The sequence below is a fragment of the Butyrivibrio sp. WCE2006 genome, assembly GCF_000701985.1.
Taxonomy (GTDB): domain Bacteria; phylum Bacillota; class Clostridia; order Lachnospirales; family Lachnospiraceae; genus Butyrivibrio.
The window spans coordinates 233800-256482 of sequence record NZ_JNKH01000003.1 but is presented as its reverse complement, the minus strand read 5'-3'; the positions used below and the strand labels follow the sequence as shown (position 1 = coordinate 256482).

Sequence of the window (22683 nt, the reverse complement as noted above, 5' to 3'; positions counted from 1 at the left end):
GTAAAAACTCTTCCTGTGCGCTGATCAAATTAATAGATATTATCTGTATAATGAATCAATCTGCTCCTGTAGTGCGACTACAATATCATCAATTCCCTCAAGTGCAAGCTCTTCCTGCATCTTTGTAACGATAGCCTCTGCAGTCCCACTGTATTTTCCGTAGGATATCTCTTTCATATAATCGCAGTAGATCTGATTACACTTCTCAAGCTTTGCTGATATTTCAGAATCGTCCGGAACAAATTGTCCATAAGGGTACTCTGTCTTTTCCCTGTCATAGATCGTGTATAATTCATCGATTACATCCCAGTTTGTCTCAGCGTCTCTGATTTCAATATCATCATTTCTTCCCCACCAGAAGTTGGTAAGGGCATTGATATTGTCACTATCGGGATCAAATCCTTCAGGCTTATCTCTTAGCCCCTCTTCATTTATCGAATAAGACACTCCCTCGATTCCATAGCACAATAGTTTATAGCATGTTGCATCATTTCTTAGAAGATCATAGACCATAAGTGCTCTCTCAGGATTCACGGAACCCGCTGAAATACTCATTGCACCATGAGTGATAGTCGATGAAACAAGGTTATCATTATCAATTCCAAAAGCGAAGAATGCTGATTCTGCATCCGGATTATCTATATATAGCTGGTTTTCTTCATTGTCAGAGCACAGATTTGCAAAGGTCTGCGTGTGATGCTCTTCTGCCGCTACCAGCCCTTTTCTGTATTCTGCACGATTATCGGCACTAGAATTTTTCAAAACATTAGTAGGCCATACGCCTATCGTATCCCATATTTTCATAAGCTGGGCATACTCAACGTAAACATCTGTATCTGTCATCACGGGAGCATAGATTGTGTATGGCTCATCAAGGGATCCTCCGAACATATCCCCACTGCAAAAGCCGCTGACGGGAATAAAGTCTGTGTTTGATGACAGCCATCCGTTTGTCATATTTATATATTGGGTTCCATCAGCATCCCACGGAACTTTCAATTCTTTATGAAACTCCACGATGTATTTGAAGTAATCCGTAAGATCCTCCCAATCTTCTACACCGTTTCGAAGTCCTGCTTCCCTGGCAAAATCCATTCTGTAAATAAAGCCGTGGTTAGTCCACTGAGTATAATTGTCCTCAGGCATGAAATAAATTTTATCATTATATTTACACATATCCCAATGTTCCTGGGGAACTGACTCATAGGTTCTGGGTGCATACTTTTGCAGCATACTGACCGGCAAAGGAAGAAAAACTCCCTTTTTTACATTTTGCCATCCCTCAAGCCAGTTCGTAGAAGCTCCTACAAGATCGATGCTTCCATCCTTTTTTGAAAGCTTTTCATTGTATTTTTCAAGATAATTGTCCCAACTGATATACTCTATGCTTAATTCCGCATTTACCTTTTCACTTAGAATCTCATTTAATTCCGCAATTGTAGCAAGGAGTCTTTCTTCAGCCTTCCCTGATGGTTTGTCCCCTATTGTAAGATAAGTAATGACAACATGCTCAGAGGTATCAAGTCCGGAAACATCAAAGCCCTTATCGTCACCCTCTTCTGATGAATTGTCTTTAGACATGGATTCCTGCAGTTCCTCAGAAACCACAAAGCCCTTCTTTTCCTCAGCGGCACTTTCCTTCGCATTTTCGTCCGCTGCCGCGCTGCTACAGCCTGAAGCAAAAAAAGTGATCATTATACTTAGCGCAAATGCCATTACTCTTTTAATCATCGGTTTACCTCAAAATCAATGTCTCAGTTCATTACATCATCAGGATTTTCAGATACGTTAGCTAAAGCAATTGGATTTATTATGAATGCAATAATAATCTACTTTAATTATGTCACAAATAAACAGATATAATTATTACATTTTCATAACTTATTTATTACAACAAGAAGAAACCTACCAAAGTGCTCTGCTCAATAAGGCATAAAAATGGATATGTATTTATACTAAACCGTTTAAGAGTTAGTCATAAATACATATCCTTGATTTCATTTACAATATTCAATTGAATTCACAGGCTATATAAGCAACCCCGTTGGCATCCTCATAGGCAGCTATCCCGATTTGAGTTGATCCGCTTAAAAGGTTTGCTCTGTGGGATGGGCTCAAGTACCATCCGGCGATAATATTCAGAGTACCTTTCTCTTCTTCCTTATCTGCTCTTGCAAGATTTTCACCGTTAACTCCGGTGCCTACAGTGTACCAGGCACTTCCGTCAGGTCTTGTATGATCGAATCTGACGGCTAATTCACCTGCCCGTACTGAAGCAGCCTGATTTAAGGAATCACTCACCGTAAAAGCCGGGAGTCCCAATTCTCCTCTCAGTGCATTCATGTACGCAACTACTTCACCCGTGTTTACTGTTTTTGCCTGTACTGTTATCCCCTGACTGATGAACACCATTATCACCAGACACAAGATAAAGTACATCTTAAATAGTGCTGTCTTCTCATTATTCATTTTTATCCCCCTCATAAAACCTCTTCAACCAAAGAAATCTTATAAATCTATTATCGTATAAAAATTTCAAAATATTATAAAATATGTGTAAATTTTTGTCTTAATCAATATTTTTATGATTATTGCAGAAACTATACCGATTTCGTTCCCTCTATTTTTGTGCAATTTCACTTAATTTGTTTAAAATATATTGAAGTATTATAGGTTATGTGTTAACCTATATGTAGTTTCAAAAACTATGTATAAGGGTTTTACAGATAACATTTCTGCATAAGCCGTTGATTGGAGGCAGGTATGACAGTAACAGAATTAAAAGAGTTTTTTACAGACCATCTCGTTCCATCCAAGCTTTATGAGATTGGCAAAGCGATTGACGGCAAGGTATGTCTGACTAAAAACAAAGATTTTTGGGAGGTTTATTTCTTAGATCATGCAGAAAAGATTGGGCTCATGTGTTTCAAGGATGAAAACAGTGCTTGTCAGTCCATGAAAAATGAGCTTAGAAAACTTATGGAAAGCATCTATGAACTAACTTGGAAGCCCATAAATGCCTGAGCACTATCCGTCGGGCAGACTAAATGTAAAAAAACACTACGGATTTAAAGCACATAAGATTTCTTCTTGAGGGTAAAAATATCGCACTCCGGTGAACTCCGGAGTGCGTTTTTAATTTGAGTACTTATATAGATTCGGTGGTTTTCGTGTTAACCATTCAATGCCATTTAGTGAAGTTTTATATGGCTTAGTGCTACTGTCATCAAATAAGTCGACTTTATTACTTGTCTAAATTGTTTTCTGCTGCGTTGGCGTCAATCGCCGTACCGCCCGGTACGACTCATTCCTCCGCCTTGCAGAAGAACAATTTATACTTCGCAAAAAGTCGAGGTATTTAATGACAGCAGCACTAGTGAAGCTGTTTAACTTCTAAAATATAGGATTGCGCAGACAAGGGACATTCCCCAGAAGGCAAATCCAATAAAGGTTGTTGTGCGTGAGCTGTCATAGGCTTCCTGAAGAACATAATTTTCCTTTATAAGCTCGATTCTCTCTTCTTCATGGCCGTCGTAAATCGGAGGTTCAGTTTCTTCCTCTTCTTCAGAAGTTTCCTCTGCCTCTTCTTCTCCCTCATCCTCACCCTCTTCAGAATTAACAAGAGCAATGTTTTCAATAGTTGGCTCTTCAGGTTCAGGAACAGGCATCTGAATATCCTCGCCGGAAATCTCAGCTACTCCCGGCTCTGTACTTTCTTCCTCTTCATCCTCATGTCCTATAAGACTTGGATCCTTAAGTTCAGGCTTAGGCGGTCTGTTAAACTCCCCTACTATAAAGAATCCCATGCCTATTAAGAATATTCCCAGCGTATAAATCAGATAGATATTATTATGATGCATATTTCCCACCCTCATAGAAAAACTCATCAAAATTCTTGTTACAATTTTTTGACCTTTATGCTCTTTGGTGCTACCTTTTTGATTTTGCCGGCATAGTCCTTCTTTACACCGCCCTTTACATAGAACACCGCTTCATCACTTATTTTCTTAAAGCATTTTTTTGAGAAGGTCTTTATCTTCTTGGATTTGATGTTGATCTCCTGCAGATTCTCGCATCCATAAAAGGCTGTTTTGCCGATTTTAGTTACATTAGCACCAATAGTCAGTGTCTCAAGTTTAGTATTGTCCTTGCAGGCATTAGCGGCGATCTGAACCACCTTTGCTGTGACATCCCCTATCTGTATTTTATTTGGTATATCTATCTCTATGGCCTCTTCATCAACAACGCCCTTGAAGGCCACTTCAAAATCACCTACTGCCTTAAACACCATACCATCTGCTGCGTAGCTTTTTCCTTTTGAGAGCTTTGTTTTTACCTTTTTATACTTAGGCCAGTATATATCCCTCGCAAGGTTTCCTCTTTCAGTTGAGGTATTTAGCCTGTCAGCAGGAATTTCATAGTAGTAGCACCAGTTAAATCCCGCTTCGTAAGCTCCTCCTGCCGAGTTACCGGCTCCCTTTATCATTGAAAGCGTATTGGGATAATAAGTCTCAAGCTCATACTCAAGGTAAAAAAGCTGTCCCTCAAGATCTCTCCAATCATATCCATGGTCTGAGCACCAGGCTCTTAACCTGGACATTCTGTCGTTATGCCATTGGCAAATTCCGTAGCTTGTACCTCCATCACCGCTGACATTAGGATTAAATGATGACTCCTTTTCTACATTCGCCAGAGCCCCTGAACCTGCGGCATTGTTGAAATGCATCTCTTCCCTGAGAAAATAAAATATCTTTTCCTCATTGTTCTGACCACGCAAAGATGCAGCCTTTACACCTCCATGTGGCATAAACAGACTGCATCCTACAATAATCGATAATCCTGCAAATAATTTTCCCCAAAAATGATTTACTCTTTTCATACCCTTTCCCCTTTATTTAAAATGTTAAATTATTTTAGCCAAAAGGCGTCACACCAACGTCTTTACATAGGCTTCTCATAATAGAATGAGCTCTTTCTTATAAATCCAATCTCCTTGTAATTAATTATCTGCTCTGTACTTCCAATGAAAAGAACTCCACCGGGAGCCAGAGAATTATAGTATTTTCTAAAGATCTCGTCCTTCGCTTCCTCAGTAAAATAGATAAGAACGTTTCGGCAAACAATCAGGTGATAATCCTTCGGATAAGGTTCTCTCAAAAGATCAGCCTGCTTAAAGTTTACACGCTTCTTGATATCATCACTAACACGCCACTTATCGCCTTCCTGAGTGAGATATTTCTTCTTCAGATCTGCCGGAACTCCGGATACTTCCTTAGCATCATATACGCCTGCTCTCGCTTTCGCCAAAGCAACAGTATCAATATCCCATGCCATTACATTTATCTGATTCAGTGGCATATGATTAGACAGAAGCATTACAATTGTATAAGGCTCGTCACCTGTTGAGCATGCAGCACTCCAGATTTTCAGATTTTTGCCGAATCTGTTAATAAGTTCAGGCACCATCTGCTTATCCATAAGATTCCACTGATCGATATTTCTGAAAAACTCAGACACATTGATGGTCAGATATGTGATGAACGTCTCGCGGGCAGTCTGATCCTTCTTGATAAGATCCATATATTGATCATATCCCTTACAATCTGTCTTACCTATAAGTGTATCAATCCTGCGCTTCATCTGTTTTTCTTTGTAAGCATTAAGATCAATTTTTGTAAGTTTAAAAACTTCACCCTTGAACCACTCGTAATCTACTGCCATTTGTAAGCCTCCGTTATAAATCAAAAATAGTACAACTACTACTTAGTTCAAGTATAACTAACCCTGCTGTTTGTGTAAAATTAAATAAATATAAACAAAATTAAGTAAATATTACTCTTTTGAAATTATCGGAGTCAGGCACATGAGGTGTGCATCCTCATAGAGTGTTTTAATTTACAGGAAATCCTGATGAATTTCGTATAAGAAAAAAAGCAGCCGCACATAAAGTACGACTGCTTTATAGTTATTAAATTATTCCTGCTCAGCAATAGCTTTATCGATGTCTACAGAAACAACATCGCCATCCTCTTCAACTTCCTTCTCAGGAGCAGTAAGAGCCTTGATGCTAAGGCTGATCTTACGATCTGCTTCGTTGAAGTCAACAATCTTAGCTGTTACTTCCTGGCCGATGCTAAGTACATCTGAAGGCTTCTCAATATGCTCTCTTGCGATCTGTGATACATGAAGAAGAGCATCAATTCCGGGCTCAAGCTCGATGAATGCACCAAAGTCGGTCATTCTTGCAACCTTACCGGTAACTTCATTGCCAACAGCATATTTTGAGTCAGCATCCTTCCAAGGATTCTCATCATCAAATTTTCTTGAAAGAGCGATCTTACTGCCATCAATAGCCTTGATCTGAACTTTAACTGTATCGCCAACCTTGAAAGTCTTCTTAGGATTCTCTACACGGCCCCATGACATCTCAGAGATGTGAAGAAGTCCGTCTGCTCCACCAAGATCAATGAATGCACCAAAGTCTGTCACATTCTTTACAACGCCTTCTACAACGTCGCCAACACCGATTGTCTCAAACAGCTTCTTAGCCTGCTCAGCCTTCTCAGCTGTGATGAGCATCTTGCGGTTACCGATGTATCTTCTACGCTTCGGATTATATTCTGTTACAACGAACTGGATCTCCTGACCTTCGTACTTGGAAAGATCCTTCTCATAGGTGTCTGAAACAAGGCTTGCAGGGATAAAGATGCGAACCTCATCTACAACTACTGTAAGACCACCATCAAGTACCTGTACAACCTTAGCTGTAAGTACTTCCTGATTGTTATAAGCTTCTTCAATGCGCTTATTACCTCTGTCGAGGGCAAGGCGCTTATATGACAGGATAACCTGACCGTCTGCGTCATTGGTCTTAAGGACTTTGACATCCATTGTGTCACCTTCCTTAACTACCTGAGTCAGATCGATACTGTTATCATTGCTGTACTCGCTCTTTGTAAGTACGCCATCTGATTTATAGCCAATGTTAAGAATAATCTCATCAGGCTTCACAGATATAACAGTGCCTTCAACGACCTCCCCCGTATGAATTGTTTTGAACGACTCATTGAGCATTTGTTCAAAAGATTGTTCTGACATGATTCTGAACCTCCTCGATAATGTTCTTTGGGGTGGACGCCCCGGCGGTTATTCCCACTAGTCTAACCGCTTTAGGAAGATCCAAATGCAAGTCATCCAGTGTTTGAATAAAATATGTATTTGCACATTTCTTACTGCATATCTCATACAGTTTCCTTGAATTAGAACTGTGCGCTCCGCCAATCACTATCATAGCGTCAACCTGACCGGCAATTTTCTCTGCTTCAGCCTGTCTTTCTTCTGTTGCACTACAAATAGTGTTCACAACAGTAACATTGTAGCGCGAATTAGAAAATTTATCAACGGTTTCTTGAAATTTATTTGTGTTAAATGTTGTTTGGGAAACTATACACAGATTAGTTCCCTCCGGAATATCAAGATTTTGAGCTTCTTCAGGGCTCTCAACCACAAAATAAGGCCCTTTTGCATAACTCACAATTCCATCAACTTCCGGATGTTTTGCACTTCCGACAACCACAATTGTCTTTCCTTCGGAACTTTCCTTTGCAACAATCTTGTGAATTCTCTTTACAAAAGGACAAGTTGCATCTATAACTTCAAGACCGCGCTGTTCTATCATATCATAGATTTCTTTCCGAATACCGTGTGATCTTATTACAATTATACCATCAGTAAGCTTATCAAGTTCATCCGGTCCTTCAATTACGCTTACTCCCTGTTTTTCAAGATCTGCTACAACTGTCTCATTGTGTATTATCGGACCGTATGTATAGATTTTCTTTCCATTATTTTTCCTGATCTGATCGTAAACCTCATCTACTGCCCTGGTTACGCCAAAACAAAAACCGGCATGCTCTGCAAGTATTACATCCATATAGCATAGTCCTTTCTATATTTCGACAGTTTCTTTACTTTTCTTTATATAGTGAAATAATTTTATCAGCAACTTCTTCGATAGTCATATATGAAGAATCTATTTCCACGGCATCATCAGCCTTTTTAAGAGGAGAATTCTCTCTTGTCATATCTCTGTGATCCCTGTCTTTAATATCCTCTTCTATCTCATCAAGATTGCAGCTTACGCCCTTTTCAACAAGCTCTTTATATCTTCTCTCAGCACGAACTCTTGTACCTGCTGTCAGATATATTTTAAGCTCAGAATCCGGAAGTACCACAGTACCGATATCTCTGCCATCCATAACAACATTTGTTGTTTTGGCCTGCTTTCTCTGAAGCTCTACGAGTTTTTCCCTGACCTTAGCATTGGCGCTGGTTATGGAAGCCATAGCGCTAACCTGCTCCGTTCTAAGCTGTGAATTGACGTTTTCACCATTTAAGTATACAACCTGCTCACCATTCTCGTAACCGATTGTTATATCTGCCGTATCAATATTTTTCTCTATGGCAGCATTATCATCGCCAGACACTCCATTTCTTATCATATGAACAGCCATGGCGCGATACATTGCCCCGGTATCAATATAAATAAAACCAAGCTTTGCAGATACTATTTTTGCTATTGTGCTTTTGCCTGCTCCTGCAGGTCCGTCTATAGCTATACTGTTTCCCATAATTAACTCCTAAACATTATTGAATTTCTTCAAAAATTCGTCTATTTTAACATGCCACCGCATGTTAAAAGGCATATCCTGCGTTTGATAAACAAAGTATATATGCTTATTCATCCAACGCAGCGTGCTCTCCTGCAAGATGACCTGTCGACCAGGCAATCTGCAGATTAAATCCTCCGGTCTGAGCATCAACATCTATCACTTCGCCTGCAAAATAAAGCCCCTTTATCTTTTTGGACTCCATCGTGGAAGGATTGATATCACTTGTGGAAACACCACCTCTTGTGATAATAGCCTCAGGAAAACCTCTAAGGCCTGCCACATTTAACTTTAAATTCTTTATAAGAGAAACAAATTCAAGTCTTTCCTTTTTAGTAACTGCATTTACCTGCTTATCAGGATCAATTCCGGATAATTCTACCATAACAGGTATCATTTTGGATGGGAACAGTGAATTAAGACAGTTTTTAAACTGCCTGTTCTTCCCATTCTCAAACTCTCTTTGTAATCTCTTATCAAGCTGTTCTTCCGTAAGTGCCGGTTTTAGATCAAGATGTATAACATAGGAATATTTATTTCCCTTTTTATCTGCTTCTTCATAGTAGCAACTTGAAGTAAGTATAAGTGGTCCACTCACTCCAAAATGCGTAAACAGCATTTCTCCAAAGCCGTCATATACATACTTCTTTTTCTTACCCGGACCATCTGCCGGTATCTGCTCAAGCTTCACATTTACATTTTTTAGTGAAAGCCCCTGCAGAAGTTTACACCAGTCTTCTTTGACCTCGAAAGGAACAAGGGACGGTGTTGTCCTGGTAACCTTATGTCCTAATTCTTTTGCAAATTTAAGACCGTCTCCGGTTGATCCGGTGGAAGGATATGATAATCCTCCGGTACAAACTATTACAGAATCAAATTCACAGATTCCGGAGTCTTCAGTAACCACGCCCTTTATTCGTCCATCCTCAGACACCTGAATCCATCTGACTTCATCCTGATATCTTATCTCAACTTTATTCTTCTTAAGAAGCCTTACCAGCGTACTTATAATATCCGATGAATGATCGGAAACCGGAAATACTCTGTCTCCACGCTCAGTCTTTAATTTGCATCCATTTTCTTCAAACAGGCTCATAACCTGCGTATTATCAAACCCGTATAATGCACTGTAAAGAAATTTAGAGCCATGGGGTATCTTATCAAAATATTCTGATATATCGCAGGCATTGGTCACGTTGCATCTGCCCTTACCTGTAATATATATTTTTTTTCCGGGCTTTTCATTTTTTTCAAAAATAGTGACGGCTGCTCCGCTAAGGCTCGCGGAAATAGCCGCCATCATACCGGCTGCTCCGCAGCCAATTACAGCAATCTGCTTCATTAAAAAAATCTCCCTCAAGAAAGTCTGAAGGCTTCATAAGCTGATTCGAGCATGGCAACTGAATCTGCTTCTTCCAGGTCGTAGTCACCTGTTACAGCCATACAACCAGCGCCGTGAATAAATATCCACATCTTCATAAAGAGCTGCTCAGCATCAGGCACCCCCTGATCCCTGGCTCTTGAAACCTCACGGACCACATTCTCGTCAGTTCCGTTAACTATGTCATACATACTAACGCCTTCATTGGCATCAGTTGAAATAAACAGCAGTTTAAACAGGTTAGGATTCTTCTGAGCAAAAGTAATATACCCAAGTCCAAGATCAACAAAAGGGGTATCATGAGTCTTCTCAATTTTTCTGCAATACTCTTCAAATGTTCCGACCGCTTTGGTAATTACATCTTTTTTCAGCTGATCCATATTATCATAGATTCTGAAAATAGGCTGTGTAGAGCAGCCTGCAGCAGCCGCAAGTCTTCTTGAAGTAATCTGATCAAAACCTTCCTTTTTTGTTATCTTAAATGCCGCATTTACAATTTCTTCCTGTGTAATAGTGGCTTTTCTGGACATATACTTAACCTCCGTTTAAATGCTTTTTCGTATCATGCGTTATTATTTTAGTGTTTCAGACAGTTTATGTCAATTACAAAATAAAAAGCCTCCGGTAATTCGAAGCTTCACTAACAATACCTTGCAAAGTGATCTTCGAATTATCGGAGGCAAAATTCAATAAGTTATAGATTCCTGTTTTTCCTCAGAAAAACGGGAATCGTATTGGACCAGGTCCTCGCGAAGCGAGGGGCGTGTCCTGCCGAAGGCAGGATTTTTGTGGGCGATTTCCGCTTTTGCCCACAAAAAGTCATGCTATAACATCAACTATCAGTTTAAGGATAAACAGAGCTGCAACAATATATGTTGTGAAGTGAAGCTCTCTGAACTTTCCTGAAAGCATCTTGATGATTACATAGAACAGTACACCAAACATGATTCCGTCAGAAATACTTGAAGCACATATCATGAAAATGATGGTGATAAATGCCGGAATAGCCTCTGTTAAGTCATCAAAATCAATGCTCTTTATAGGAGATATCATCATAACACCTACTATGATGAGAGCAGGAGCTGTAGCTGCACTGGGGATTGATCCAAACAAGGGTGCAAGAAACAGCGAAATAACGAACATAATTCCTGTAACTACTGCAGTAAGTCCTGTACGTCCGCCTTCTGCAACACCTGCTGAACTCTCTACGAATGTTGTAACGGTAGATGTTCCAAGTATTGATCCAACAGTTGTGCCTATAGCATCAGCCAAAAGTGCTTTCTTTGCGTTAGGAATTGATCCATCCTCTCTTATGATGTTTGATTTACCTGCACATGCAATAAGTGTACCAACTGTATCAAACATATCAAAGTAAAGGAATGTAAATACTACTGTTATAAAATCGAGTAGTGTCTTCTGGTTTGAGAAAATTTCAGCAAAAGCAAACTCACAGAAGTAAGGTGCCGGAGGAGTAAAGCTTCCACCTGCATAAGTTGTCACACCAAAAGGAATACCGATTAAAGTAGTAATCAGCATACCAATGAGAAGTGCTCCTCTTACATTGATTGCAAGAAGGAATCCTGTGATAATGATACCGATAATAGCAACTACCGGAGCTCCCTTATACCACTCAGGATTGAGTGCTGTAAGATTGCTGGGATCCGCAATAATAATACCTGAGTTTTTCAAACCGATGTATGCAATAAAAAGACCGACACCGGAACCTATAGCTTTTTTCAGGTTATCAGGAATACTGGTAACGATTGCTTCTCTGATATTTGTAACAGTAAGGATTATAAACACAAGACCTTCGCAGAATACTGCTGACAATGCCCACTGATATGAATATCCCATGCCAATACATACGGTATAGGAAAACACGGCATTAAGTCCCATTCCTGCAGAAAGAGCAAACGGAAGATTTGCCGTAAATCCCATAACAAAGGATGCTATTGCTGATGCTATTGCAGTAGCAGCAAATACCTTGCCAAATTCCATTCCTGAATCTGACAGGATTGCCGGATTAACAGCAAGGATATACGCCATTGTCATAAATGTTGTAATACCTGCAATAATTTCCGTTCTCACCGTGGAATTATGTTTGGTGATCCTAAAAACTTTTTCCAACATGTTTTTGTTCCTCCAAAATATAAACATATACTTGTACTTTTGGTTTTTGCACAAGCCATACAAAATATATCACAAAAAAGAGAGGTGGAAAAGCCTCTCTTAAAAGTAAGTATTAATTTCACCCAAAAAAGGAAAAGCATCTATGAATCAATCCTTTAAACAATTCATAAGGAATCCTTTCTTTGCAAGAACCTGATCCAATACGATTCCCGTTTTCCTGATGAAAAACAGAAATCTAAGCATTAACGATTTTACCGAAATCAGGTTTAAGTGATGCGCCTCCCACAAGTCCGCCATCTATATCGGGCTGTGAAAAAAGCTCTGCTGCATTGGAGGCATTAACGGATCCGCCATACAAAATACGTACTGCATCAGAAGTATTCTCATCATACATTTCCTCTATGCACTTACGAATTGTCTTACATACTTCCTCAGCCTGCTCAGATGAAGCAGTCTCTCCTGTTCCGATTGCCCAGATTGGCTCATATGCAATGATCATATTTTGTACATCTATTTTAGATACACCTGCAAGTGCTGATTTTATCTGCATTCTGATAAAGTCTTCTGTAAGATCAAGTTCTCTTTGCTTAAGTGTCTCTCCGCAGCAAAGAATTGGTGTTATACCATGCTCAAATGCCTTAATAGCTTTCTTATTAATCTCTGCATCTGTCTCATGATTATATTCACGCCTCTCAGAATGACCAAGTATTACAAACTTAACCCCTGCACTTTCAAGCATTGCAGGAGAGATTTCTCCGGTGTAGGCACCGCTTTCTTCAAAATGCATATTCTGGGCGCCGATCATGATATTTGTGCCTCTGGTAGCGGTGATTGCAGTCACGATATCTATTGCCGGGACGCAAACAACAACATCTGCTTCCGCATCTTCAACAAGAGGCTTTAACTTACTTATAAAACCAACTGTTTCTGCAGGCGTCATATTCATCTTCCAGTTGCCTGCAACAATTCTTTTTCTAGACATTTTCATACTCCTCTTAATAACATCAAGCTCACACGAAGCCAAAAATCTCGCTAAGTGCTCTGCTTAAATCAGAAAAGCCAATGTCCGTTTATCCAGACACTGGCTCTTCAAAATATGCTTAGATTCTCAATTAAGCATTAACGATCTTACCAAAATCAGGCTTAAGTGATGCTCCACCGATAAGTCCACCATCAATGTTGGGCTTTGAAAGAAGCTCAGCTGCATTGCCTGCATTCATTGATCCGCCATACTGAATACGTACTTCATCAGCTGTAGCCTGATCATAAAGCTTAGCAATAAGCTCACGGATGAAAGCACAAACTTCTTCAGCCTGATCAGCTGTTGCTGTCTCGCCTGTTCCGATAGCCCAGATAGGCTCGTAAGCGATAACAAGCTTCTTAACCTGGTCAGCTGTTACGCCTGACAGATCCCATGTGATCTGTCTCTCAATCCACTCCTTGTAAGTACCAGCCTTACGAAGTGCAAGAGACTCGCCACAGCAAAGGATAGGTGTAAGACCTGCAGCAAATGCCTTTTTAACCTTTGCATTGATAAGGATGTCATTCTCACCGAAGATATCTCTTCTCTCAGAATGTCCCATGATAACATACTTAACACCTGCATCAACGAGCATAGGTGCAGAAATCTCACCTGTAAATGCTCCCTTATCTTCAATGTAGAAGTTCTCAGCACCAACGTTAACATTTGAGCCCTTAACAGCCTCTACTACAGGAACGATGTCGATTGCAGGTACGCAATAAACTACATCCACATCATCATTTTTAACTAAATCCTTAAGCTCAGCAACAAGCTTTACAGCTTCAGAAGGTGTCATGTTCATCTTCCAGTTGCCGGCAATAATACGTCTTCTTGACATTATATGCCTCCTAAATATATTGTTTAAGTTCTGCTCTCGCTAGCGCTAGAGAGAACTAAATAGTACACCAGGCGCGAAATACCTCGCCAGGTAATTACTTATCATCTGCTGCAACAACTCCGGGAAGTTCCTTACCTTCAAGGAATTCAAGAGAAGCACCGCCACCTGTAGAGATGTGGCTCATCTTGTCAGCAAAACCAAGCTGGTTAACTGCAGCAGCACTATCACCACCACCGATGATTGTTGTAGCATCTGTCTCAGCAAGAGCCTTAGCAACAGCCTTTGTACCTTCTGCAAGTACAGGGTTCTCAAATACACCCATAGGTCCGTTCCAAACAACGGTCTTAGCACTCTTTACAGCGTCTGCGAAGAGCTCACGTGTCTTAACACCGATATCAAGACCTTCTTTATCAGCAGGAATTGAGCTTGACTCAACGATTGCTGTCTCGATGTCAGGATTGTCGATAGGATCCGGGAAACCTGCAGATACAACTGTATCGATAGGAAGAAGAAGCTTCTTGCCATTCTTCTCAGCCTTCTCCATCATTTCCTTACAATAATCAATCTTTTCATTATCTACCAGTGAAAGACCAACTTCATATCCCTTAGCCTTAAGGAATGTGTAAGCCATACCACCACCGATGATAAGTGTATCGCACTTCTCAAGAAGGTTATTGATAACATTAAGCTTATCAGCAACCTTAGCGCCACCAAGAATAGCTACGAATGGACGTACCGGATTCTCAACTGCGTTTCCAAGGAAGTCGATTTCCTTCTGCATAAGGTAACCAACTGCACAGTTGCCACCCTTCTCACGAACATACTTTGTAACAACTGCTACAGAAGCATGTGCTCTGTGAGCTGAACCAAAAGCATCACATACATAATCATCGCAAAGATCTGCGAGTTCCTTAGCGAAAGCTTCGCCTGCATCTGAAGGCTTTGTCTCTTCTTTGCCACGGAAACGTGTATTCTGAAGGAGAACTACATCACCCTCACCCATAGCCTCTACAGCAGCAGTTGCATCAGCACCTGTTACATTGTAGTCAGCTACAAACTTAACATCCTTACCAAGCTTCTCAGAAAGGCTCTTTGCTACAGGAGCAAGAGATTCACCCTCATTGGGGCCATTCTTAACTTTACCAAGATGTGAGCAAAGAATTACCTTGCCGCCATCAGCAATAAGCTTTTTGATTGTAGGAAGTGCAGCATTGATACGAGTCTCGTCTGTGATCTCACCGTTCTTAAGAGGTACGTTGAAATCGCAACGAACAAGTACTCTTCTGCCCTTTGCATTGAAATCATCTACAGATTTCTTATTAAGTGCCATTATATTATTCCTCCTTAAATAAAATAAGAATTTCGCTTGCGAATTTACTAAAAAAATGAGGGTCAGGTCCAAACGGACCGGACCCTCTTAAATATACATACTCTGGTTATTATTAAGAAAGTTCATCTTACGCATTATGCGTTCAATCAACCATCTGAGCACTATGTGCTCTCGAAAAACCCGCAGAATAATTATTTAACGAACTTCTCGAAGTACTTGATTGTACGAACCATCTGAGATGTGTAAGAGTTCTCGTTGTCATACCATGAAACAACCTGAACTTCATAGAGGTCGTCACCAATCTTGTTAACCATTGTCTGAGTTGCATCGAAGAGTGAACCAAATGTCATACCAACGATATCAGAAGATACGATTTCGTCTTCGTTGTAACCAAATGTCTCAGGATCAGAAGCCTTCTTCATAGCCTCGTTGATAGCTTCCTTAGTAACTTCTGTGCTGCTCTTAACTACAGCGAAAAGAAGTGTTGTAGAACCTGTCGGAACCGGTACTCTCTGAGCAGCGCCGATGAGCTTGCCATTGAGTTCAGGAATAACAAGGCCGATAGCCTTTGCAGCACCTGTGCTGTTAGGAACGATGTTAACAGCGCCTGCACGAGCTCTTCTAAGGTCACCCTTTCTCTGAGGTCCGTCAAGAATCATCTGATCACCTGTGTAAGCATGGATTGTTGCCATGATACCAGACTGGATAGGTGCGAAATCGTTAAGAGCCTTAGCCATAGGTGCAAGGCAGTTTGTTGTGCAAGAAGCTGCAGAGATGATGTTATCATCAGCTGTAAGTGTCTCGTGGTTAACGTTATATACGATTGTAGGAAGATCATTTCCAGCAGGTGCAGAAATAACAACCTTCTTAGCGCCGGCATCGATATGAGCCTGTGCCTTAGCCTTTGATGTATAGAAACCTGTGCACTCAAGTACAACGTCTACGCCGATCTCACCCCAAGGAAGATTCTTAGCATCTGCTTCCTTGTAGATTGTGATCTTCTTACCGTTAACTGTGATTGAATCATCACCGTAAGAAACTGAATCTGCATACTTGTACTTACCCTGTGAAGAGTCATACTTAAGAAGGTGTGCAAGCATCTTAGGATCTGTAAGATCGTTGATTGCTACGATCTCTGTTCCTTCGTGCTCAAACATCTGTCTGAATGCAAGACGACCGATACGGCCAAAACCATTAATTGCTACCTTTACTGCCATTTTAAGTCCTCCTAAAATGATTAAAAATATTATATTTGCTGTTACTAATTCTTTACAAAGTGATTGTCAAAAATTTGACAGCAAATACATTTTATCTAACTTCTTAGATTTTTTCAAGTAATCTTTAGTCAAAAACATAAAATATTCAAAAAACAAAATCCTCTTCCATATAAAAAGCAGATAAAAAAATCAGGCCAAAGAAATAAAATCATCATATGATATTTTATATAAAAATTAAATTAATATGAAATTTAGTGAATTATCAAGTACCATCTAAATTCGCGCTATATAATTACACTAAAGGAGGTAATGTACAATGAAAGACAAAAAAGTGAATTTAAGCGTTGTTGCTGTATTATTAATTGTCACCCTTCCACTGATCATAGCTCTTGTTGCTTCCGTTATTTATTATGGGCTTCAAATGCACAGTGTTGCTGAAACAGACAAGGATATGTATTATGACAATCTCTACACCATCAGTACAACACTGATAAATGCAGACAGAGATTTTTATCAGGCGATGCTGGCAGGCACTAATGTTATTGCTTTCTCTACCTATGTAAGTGAAGATCAAATAGCTTCATATATAAGTGACATCAAAGACAATACCTCCCAGGTACAAGAAAGAGTTGATTCCGCAGCAGCCATAGCCAGGAGTAACACTTATCTATGGTCCATATTGAAGGATGATTCCGGTAAGACGTTCTCTGAGTATCATGATCTTTTCTATCAGGACTTTAATGCGTGGAAATCAGACTATGATGCAGCAAGTGGTCAGGGCGACATTGAACAATGGGCTGTCCATTTTAACAGTTCCAGAGATTACCTGAGCAAAATGACTGACCTCGTGGAAGTATGGGCTGTCCAGAAAGAAGCCAGCAACACTTCTGATATTAATAAAAAGATCCTTATTTCATCCATTATTTTTGGCGTGATTGCTGTTATTCTTATGCTCCTTACAATTTATACAATTATTAATATGCTTAAAAGTGTCAGAAAAATATCTGCGGATGTTACAAATATCTCCAGTGGTGACTTTGTAACCCATATGAAACCGGATAGTTTTATTAAGGAATTCAACGATATAACATCCAGTCTTGAATCAATGCGTCACGACTTAAGAAATGCTCTTGTCAGAGTTATAAATCATGCTGATTCCGTAAATACCAAGGCTGAGATTGCAAAAGACTCAATTACCAATTCACAGAAGACCACTAACGATATCAGTTCTGCAGTTAATGATCTTGCAACCGGCGCAACTGCCATGGCTGAAGACGTACAGAGCACATCAACCATCACTATTAATATAGGTTCTTCCGTTGATAATGTCCTTGAATCTGCATCTGCCAATCTTGACAGAGGAAACAAAGTTTATGAGGAATCGACAAAGGTCAAGGAACAGCTTGAGCAAATCAAGCTTCAGGATCAGAAAAATGATGAGATGGCAACGCAGGTTGCTAATTCTGTTAATGAAACAGCAAATGTTGTCGCACAGATTTCGACTGCTGCTGAATCCATTATTTCCATAGCCAGCCAGACAAACCTCCTTGCTCTCAATGCCTCTATTGAAGCTGCCAGAGCCGGTGAAGCAGGAAAGGGCTTTGCAGTTGTTGCTGACAACATCAAAGACCTGGCCGGTAATACCAACAGCCTTGCCGGAGAGATTACCAATATGCTCTCAACAATCACTGGATACTCAAATACGAACAGGGAACTGACAGAAAGCATCCAGGCAGCTATAAGTAATGAAGCAATCGCTCTTGAAGAAATGAGTAAATCCTTCGATCAGATGCTTAGTCTCTTACGCGAAACTGAAGAAGGAAATAAACAGATAGTTGAGCTTGTTGAAACAATGAACTCAGATAAGGAAAACATTCTTAATTCTGTTGAATCACTATCAAGCATCTCAGAAGAAAATGCTGCTTCCACTCAGGAAACCAGTGCTTCACTGATGCAGCTTGATAACAACATGGAATCCGTTGTGAATCAGGCAAAAGACCTTCAGAAGATTGCTGAAGAGCTCACCACCAATGTTAAATACTTCAGGGTTGAACTTCCTCAGGATACATCTGCAAAGGGGAAAAAATAATTACTCTCTCGGAGTCCTCTGAATTTGGAGTGCCCTCTCTGCAATATCAGAAAAAATGCTGCATATTTTTTATTTCATAGAAATCCAACGGCATTTCCTTTAGGATAAAAAAGGTGCGGCAGAATCCGGATTATCCGGGTCCTGCCGCTTTTGAATGAAGAAAAAAGGTTTTAAATGGGAGGTTTTAAATTCTTTTTTATTATATAAATCCCTGTCCAACAAAAGTCCAACAAATACATATTTTTGTGATAAAATAATTCAAAAATTTGAAGTTACCGTTATTTTAATCACACAATTTACGAGCGCCCAAAAAGAAAAAGCGTTCAGCCGGAGATAATTATGTCAAAAACTTTACCAGCAGATTTTCATATGCACACCCATCACTCAGGTGATTCTGATGCTCCCATGGAGATGATGATAGAAAAAGCCCTGCAAAAAAGCCTCTCTTCCATATGTATAACAGAGCATATGGACATGGATTATCCTGTAACCGAGGATATTCCCGAGGGCACATACGACCTTGATACGGAAAGCTACATGTCAGAAATCAGAGTATTTCAGGACAAATATGCAGGACTCATCAATATTGGTTTTGGCGTTGAGCTTGGCTTACAGCCTCAAATTGTTTTTCAGAATGAACAATATGTAAAAAAGTATCCTTTTGATTTTGTGATAGGTTCAAACCACCTTTGTCACGGCAAGGATCCTTACTATTCCTATTATTATGAAAATCGCAGTGAAAAAGAAGCTTTTACTGAGTTTTTTGAATCAACACTGGAGAACATTCAGCTATTTGACGATTTCGATGTATTAGGACATCTGGATTATATTGTCCGTTACGCTCCTTCTCTGAATCGCAATTACAATTACAAAACCTATAGCGATCTAATCGATGAGATTCTAAAGACACTGATAGACAAAGGAAAAGGACTTGATGTAAACTCCAAGTCCCTTTATTCTGAGCCATCTTTGGGTGATACAAATCCCTCCAGGGATGTTCTGCTCCGTTTCCATGAACTGGGCGGTGAAATACTGACTTTTGGCTCCGATGCCCATAAGCCCGAGCATGTGGCCCTGGGATTTGACACAGCAGTAGAACTCGTAAAATCCTGCGGTTTTAAGTACTACACCACCTTTAGTCAAAGGGATCCAAAATACATAAAACTTTAAATTCCTGAATTTCCAGGGAGATTCAGGAATCTAAATATCCTTCTCGACCGTCAAAAAGCACTCCTCAGCAAGTTCGGTCTCTTTTTCGTATAAAAGTTCCTTTAGATGGATGACAGAAAAACGGTCTCTAAAAGACAAAAGCTCACTTTTAGAGACTCCCAGCTTTAAAAGGCGTCTTTGAATCCTCATGCAATCATTTATATACAGATATGCCACAAGTGCTATTAAAATCACTATCACCAGAATTATAAAAGTCAAGATCAGCATTTCTTTCACCTCTTTTTCATTATACTAAATCACATTTTGTCCTTGTTTTAATTTCCTAAGATTTTACCCTAACTTTATTCTTAGTTTATGGTTAATGCATTTTTTTTAAAGAACCTATCCTTATAATTAATTCAAGAAAATGTGCATTTTATGCCATCAAAGGGGGATTTTGATGACCTACAGACCAAAGCTTGTAAGGAAAATTCGCAAAACAAAGTCCATATTTTTGGCTATTCTCGTGGTACTTGTTTTTGTTTACCTTTTCATTCTTATTATTGATCAGGATTTCCGCAGTCAGATTTTAAAAAACATATTCTTTACTATTTCGTTCGTAGTGACCTGGCTATGCCTGATCATTAGCTTACTTTCTATTTTATTTGATCTGATCTTACTAAAGAAGAATTCAGAAGTGGTCAGGGAATTAAATGATTTGTCGTATCTCGATAAGCTTACCGGTCTTCCGAACAGATATAGCATAGACAGGATTTCGCAAAAATACGACTCTCCCGGAAAAATCGAAGGCCTGGGACTGATTCTTCTTGTTCTTAACAACATAAAGCAGATAAATGAAAAGAGCGGACGCACCGGTGGTGACAGGGTTATTTCCGATTTTTGTGCACTTTTGGAATCTGTTGGCACCCAGTATGGGCTGATAGGAAGAAACAGCGGGAACGAGTTTCTGGTTGTAATAGAAAACTGTGATGATACTGCACTCTCATATTTTCTGGATGAACTTGGCAGACGCATCCATAATCACAACATCATCACTCCGGAGCTTCCTATAGAGCTTTCCTACTCTGCCGTTTTGGAAAGTGACATTAAAGCAGACCATTTTTATACGCTTATTACCAGCGCCTACAAGGAATTTCAGTCTAATGTAAAGATTTTATCGTATCCGGAGTAAGGCCTATGTTTAATAAAGCTGACACAAATACAATTCAAAAACTTGTTGTTGGTCTATGGAATGATGATTCGGAATGTTTTGCAAAGCTATATCAGCTAACCGTAGATGATACCTACAACTTTTGCAGGCTTATTCTTAGTGATGATAAAAAGAGCAGGCAGGCTGTGACCGAGATATACTCCGTTGTGCTAAAAAACATCATAAAGCTTAAGGACCCTTCTTTATTTATTGCGTGGTTAAGACGCATAGCCTTTGATGTTTGTTACGAGAAAGCTATCGAGGACGCCAGAATGGATCTGTATTCTCTCCTGCACCCGGAGGAACTATTATCTCTATCATTTTTAGAGCGGGAGATTTTTTTCCTTCATGATTTTGTAGGACTTTCAGAAAAAGAAATCGCAAATGCTTTGCATATCAGAAATAAATTTGTACTTGAAATACTGGCTTCTGCCAGAGAACACATGACAAAACTGCGAACACTACAGAGAATTTAAGATATGAATTTTATCAAAAGCAGGAAGAATAAATTTCATATATCAGACACTGATGCCACTTCAATCCTTTTTGACGTGCTTCACTCTGCAGGAAAGGGTGCTTGCTTTCTTTCAGATGAAAATGCCGGCAAGATGCTCTGCGCAAAAAGAAGGCCTGATCACTACACGGTAAGCATTCTCATTTCAATAGCACTGCTGGTGATCGTCATATTTTTCCCTGTCTTTTTGTTTGCGCTTCCAAGCGGTCCCGTGATTGATCCTGATAAGGAACGCGCAGCTAAGGCAATGGCAAACAGGGCTTCCTATGACGTAACAACACTCACAAAAGGGCTGCGTGACAATACTCCGGTGTGCCTGCATCCCCTGGCAGGCGGTAAAGTTGTTTATAAAAATGATCTTGCCATCGTAGATGCCACAAATGCTTCAGATGGATACCTGGTCATTCGCTACACAGGAGATTCAAACAAGGTCAAGCTTCGCATCACAGGTCCTGACGAAATTGTATACACCTACAATCTCGCAACAGGCGGAGGTAAGAATGAGGTATTTCCTCTTCAGGCAGGTAACGGAACATATCTTGTATGCGTATATGAAAACCTGGTTGCAACTCAATATGTCACAGCTTTTTCTCAAAAAATAGACGTGAACATAAACGACGAATTCCTGCCCTTCCTATATCCGAATCAGTATGTAAATTTTGATGAGGGCAATCAGGCCATAGCTTACAGTGAATATCTATCATACACTGCAAACCATGATCTTGACGTTGTATCTTCCGTCTATAACGCCATTATCAGCAGCCTCAGCTATGATTATGAAGAAGCTGAAAGCGTACAAAGCGGATATATACCTGATATTGATGAAGTAATTACAACAGGAAAAGGTATATGCCTTGACTACGCCGTTCTCATGACCGCCATGCTCCGATCCCAGAAAATTCCTACCAGAATGGAGGTCGGATACGCGGGAACTGCTTACCACGCCTGGATAAGCACTTATATAACTGATATTGGCTGGATCAACGGAATGATAAGATTCGACGGAAAAGAATGGTCGTTAATGGATCCGACTTTTGCATCAACCACCGAAAAGGAAAAACTGGCAAATTTCATTGGTGATGGTGAGAACTATAAAACAAAATACATTTACTAAAAAGCTTAGTGTATCAAGGAG

22 protein-coding genes are annotated in these 22683 nt (G+C 39.9%); 6 read left to right on the top strand and 16 right to left on the bottom strand.

The features are described 5' to 3' along the window. Positions 1-39 precede the first annotated feature (39 nt). Both T501_RS04185 and T501_RS04180 read right to left on the bottom strand, forming a co-directional pair. Positions 40-1731, bottom strand: a complete 1692-nt coding sequence (locus T501_RS04185; RefSeq protein ID WP_044913436.1) for a DUF3502 domain-containing protein — start codon at positions 1729-1731, stop codon at positions 40-42. Between the two features lie 279 nt (positions 1732-2010). Continuing rightward, a complete protein-coding gene (locus tag T501_RS04180; RefSeq protein WP_049945906.1) occupies positions 2011-2469 on the bottom strand; it encodes a CAP domain-containing protein in 459 nt (152 codons plus the stop codon). A 294-nt stretch (positions 2470-2763) separates the two neighbouring features. Here T501_RS04180 and T501_RS04175 point away from each other — a divergent pair, with 294 nt between their 5' ends. Continuing rightward, complete coding sequence (locus T501_RS04175; protein WP_026511551.1) at positions 2764-3024, top strand: hypothetical protein; 261 nt, start codon at positions 2764-2766, stop codon at positions 3022-3024. A gap of 362 nt (positions 3025-3386) precedes the next feature. Here the strand turns inward: T501_RS04175 and T501_RS04170 are convergent, their stop codons facing one another. From T501_RS04170 to gap, 13 genes are all read right to left on the bottom strand, one after another. Beyond that, positions 3387-3860, bottom strand: coding sequence for a hypothetical protein (locus T501_RS04170; protein ID WP_026511550.1), 474 nt, complete (start codon positions 3858-3860; stop codon positions 3387-3389). A gap of 38 nt (positions 3861-3898) precedes the next feature. Continuing rightward, positions 3899-4879, bottom strand: coding sequence for a phage tail tip lysozyme (locus T501_RS04165; protein WP_044913434.1), 981 nt, complete (start codon positions 4877-4879; stop codon positions 3899-3901). A 62-nt stretch (positions 4880-4941) separates the two neighbouring features. After that, entirely contained in the window at positions 4942-5721 is a 780-nt protein-coding gene (locus T501_RS04160; RefSeq protein ID WP_026511548.1) for a CheR family methyltransferase, read from the bottom strand. Between the two features lie 252 nt (positions 5722-5973). After that, positions 5974-7098, bottom strand: coding sequence for a 30S ribosomal protein S1 (gene rpsA, locus T501_RS04155; RefSeq protein WP_044913432.1), 1125 nt, complete (start codon positions 7096-7098; stop codon positions 5974-5976). After that, complete coding sequence (gene ispH / locus T501_RS04150; RefSeq protein WP_026511546.1) at positions 7079-7933, bottom strand: 4-hydroxy-3-methylbut-2-enyl diphosphate reductase; 855 nt, start codon at positions 7931-7933, stop codon at positions 7079-7081. Before ispH ends, rpsA begins: the two co-directional genes overlap by 20 nt. Positions 7934-7967: 34 nt before the next feature. After that, positions 7968-8630 (bottom strand): (d)CMP kinase, encoded by a 663-nt coding sequence (cmk, locus tag T501_RS04145; RefSeq protein WP_026511545.1) that lies wholly within the window; start codon positions 8628-8630, stop codon positions 7968-7970. A 106-nt stretch (positions 8631-8736) separates the two neighbouring features. Beyond that, positions 8737-10011, bottom strand: a complete 1275-nt coding sequence (locus tag T501_RS04140) for a BaiN/RdsA family NAD(P)/FAD-dependent oxidoreductase (protein ID WP_044913430.1) — start codon at positions 10009-10011, stop codon at positions 8737-8739. Between the two features lie 14 nt (positions 10012-10025). Continuing rightward, on the bottom strand, positions 10026-10580 hold the full coding sequence (locus T501_RS04135) for a TetR/AcrR family transcriptional regulator (protein ID WP_026511543.1): 555 nt from the start codon (positions 10578-10580) through the stop codon (positions 10026-10028). Between the two features lie 289 nt (positions 10581-10869). Then, the gene (locus tag T501_RS04130; RefSeq protein WP_330376984.1) at positions 10870-12180 is read right to left on the bottom strand and encodes an NCS2 family permease; all 1311 of its coding nucleotides are present in this window, start codon (positions 12178-12180) and stop codon (positions 10870-10872) included. Positions 12181-12415: 235 nt separating this feature from the next. Beyond that, positions 12416-13162 (bottom strand): triose-phosphate isomerase, encoded by a 747-nt coding sequence (gene tpiA / locus T501_RS04125; protein ID WP_044913429.1) that lies wholly within the window; start codon positions 13160-13162, stop codon positions 12416-12418. Between the two features lie 130 nt (positions 13163-13292). Beyond that, positions 13293-14039: a triose-phosphate isomerase gene (gene tpiA, locus T501_RS04120; protein ID WP_026511540.1), complete on the bottom strand. Its 747-nt coding sequence runs from the start codon at positions 14037-14039 to the stop codon at positions 13293-13295. Between the two features lie 94 nt (positions 14040-14133). Then, positions 14134-15369 carry a phosphoglycerate kinase gene (locus T501_RS04115; protein ID WP_044913428.1) on the bottom strand — a complete coding sequence of 412 codons (1236 nt, stop codon included), beginning with the start codon at positions 15367-15369 and terminating at the stop codon, positions 14134-14136. A 191-nt stretch (positions 15370-15560) separates the two neighbouring features. Continuing rightward, complete coding sequence (gene gap / locus T501_RS04110) at positions 15561-16586, bottom strand: type I glyceraldehyde-3-phosphate dehydrogenase (RefSeq protein ID WP_026511538.1); 1026 nt, start codon at positions 16584-16586, stop codon at positions 15561-15563. A 316-nt stretch (positions 16587-16902) separates the two neighbouring features. Between gap and T501_RS04105 the strand changes: the two genes are divergently transcribed. Together T501_RS04105 and T501_RS04100 are read left to right on the top strand one after the other, a co-directional pair. Beyond that, entirely contained in the window at positions 16903-18675 is a 1773-nt protein-coding gene (locus T501_RS04105) for a methyl-accepting chemotaxis protein (RefSeq protein WP_044913427.1), read from the top strand. 339 nt (positions 18676-19014) lie between these two features. Then, on the top strand, positions 19015-19845 hold the full coding sequence (locus T501_RS04100) for a histidinol-phosphatase HisJ family protein (protein WP_044913426.1): 831 nt from the start codon (positions 19015-19017) through the stop codon (positions 19843-19845). A gap of 30 nt (positions 19846-19875) precedes the next feature. On the opposite strand, the gene T501_RS04095 is transcribed toward T501_RS04100, so the two are convergent. Continuing rightward, the gene (locus T501_RS04095) at positions 19876-20112 is read right to left on the bottom strand and encodes a hypothetical protein (protein WP_044913425.1); all 237 of its coding nucleotides are present in this window, start codon (positions 20110-20112) and stop codon (positions 19876-19878) included. A 172-nt stretch (positions 20113-20284) separates the two neighbouring features. Here T501_RS04095 and T501_RS04090 point away from each other — a divergent pair, with 172 nt between their 5' ends. The 3 genes from T501_RS04090 to T501_RS04080 are packed head-to-tail and all read left to right on the top strand — an operon-like array spanning position 20285 to position 22662. After that, on the top strand, positions 20285-21016 hold the full coding sequence (locus T501_RS04090) for a GGDEF domain-containing protein (protein WP_044913424.1): 732 nt from the start codon (positions 20285-20287) through the stop codon (positions 21014-21016). Between the two features lie 5 nt (positions 21017-21021). Next, a complete protein-coding gene (locus tag T501_RS19980) occupies positions 21022-21510 on the top strand; it encodes an RNA polymerase sigma factor (RefSeq protein WP_050008125.1) in 489 nt (162 codons plus the stop codon). 3 nt (positions 21511-21513) lie between these two features. After that, complete coding sequence (locus T501_RS04080; protein ID WP_050008124.1) at positions 21514-22662, top strand: transglutaminase-like domain-containing protein; 1149 nt, start codon at positions 21514-21516, stop codon at positions 22660-22662. The last annotated feature ends 21 nt before the right edge of the window (positions 22663-22683 follow it).

Coding starts and splice junctions, on each gene's coding strand:
- T501_RS04185 (WP_044913436.1), bottom strand. CDS start 1,731: ATGATTAAAAGAGTAATGGCATTTGCGCTAAGTATAATGATCACTTTT.
- T501_RS04180 (WP_049945906.1), bottom strand. CDS start 2,469: ATGAATAATGAGAAGACAGCACTATTTAAGATGTACTTTATCTTGTGT.
- T501_RS04175 (WP_026511551.1), top strand. CDS start 2,764: ATGACAGTAACAGAATTAAAAGAGTTTTTTACAGACCATCTCGTTCCA.
- T501_RS04170 (WP_026511550.1), bottom strand. CDS start 3,860: ATGCATCATAATAATATCTATCTGATTTATACGCTGGGAATATTCTTA.
- T501_RS04165 (WP_044913434.1), bottom strand. CDS start 4,879: ATGAAAAGAGTAAATCATTTTTGGGGAAAATTATTTGCAGGATTATCG.
- T501_RS04160 (WP_026511548.1), bottom strand. CDS start 5,721: ATGGCAGTAGATTACGAGTGGTTCAAGGGTGAAGTTTTTAAACTTACA.
- rpsA (WP_044913432.1), bottom strand. CDS start 7,098: ATGTCAGAACAATCTTTTGAACAAATGCTCAATGAGTCGTTCAAAACA.
- ispH (WP_026511546.1), bottom strand. CDS start 7,933: ATGGATGTAATACTTGCAGAGCATGCCGGTTTTTGTTTTGGCGTAACC.
- cmk (WP_026511545.1), bottom strand. CDS start 8,630: ATGGGAAACAGTATAGCTATAGACGGACCTGCAGGAGCAGGCAAAAGC.
- T501_RS04140 (WP_044913430.1), bottom strand. CDS start 10,011: ATGAAGCAGATTGCTGTAATTGGCTGCGGAGCAGCCGGTATGATGGCG.
- T501_RS04135 (WP_026511543.1), bottom strand. CDS start 10,580: ATGTCCAGAAAAGCCACTATTACACAGGAAGAAATTGTAAATGCGGCA.
- T501_RS04130 (WP_330376984.1), bottom strand. CDS start 12,180: ATGTTGGAAAAAGTTTTTAGGATCACCAAACATAATTCCACGGTGAGA.
- tpiA (WP_044913429.1), bottom strand. CDS start 13,162: ATGTCTAGAAAAAGAATTGTTGCAGGCAACTGGAAGATGAATATGACG.
- tpiA (WP_026511540.1), bottom strand. CDS start 14,039: ATGTCAAGAAGACGTATTATTGCCGGCAACTGGAAGATGAACATGACA.
- T501_RS04115 (WP_044913428.1), bottom strand. CDS start 15,369: ATGGCACTTAATAAGAAATCTGTAGATGATTTCAATGCAAAGGGCAGA.
- gap (WP_026511538.1), bottom strand. CDS start 16,586: ATGGCAGTAAAGGTAGCAATTAATGGTTTTGGCCGTATCGGTCGTCTT.
- T501_RS04105 (WP_044913427.1), top strand. CDS start 16,903: ATGAAAGACAAAAAAGTGAATTTAAGCGTTGTTGCTGTATTATTAATT.
- T501_RS04100 (WP_044913426.1), top strand. CDS start 19,015: ATGTCAAAAACTTTACCAGCAGATTTTCATATGCACACCCATCACTCA.
- T501_RS04095 (WP_044913425.1), bottom strand. CDS start 20,112: ATGCTGATCTTGACTTTTATAATTCTGGTGATAGTGATTTTAATAGCA.
- T501_RS04090 (WP_044913424.1), top strand. CDS start 20,285: ATGACCTACAGACCAAAGCTTGTAAGGAAAATTCGCAAAACAAAGTCC.
- T501_RS19980 (WP_050008125.1), top strand. CDS start 21,022: ATGTTTAATAAAGCTGACACAAATACAATTCAAAAACTTGTTGTTGGT.
- T501_RS04080 (WP_050008124.1), top strand. CDS start 21,514: ATGAATTTTATCAAAAGCAGGAAGAATAAATTTCATATATCAGACACT.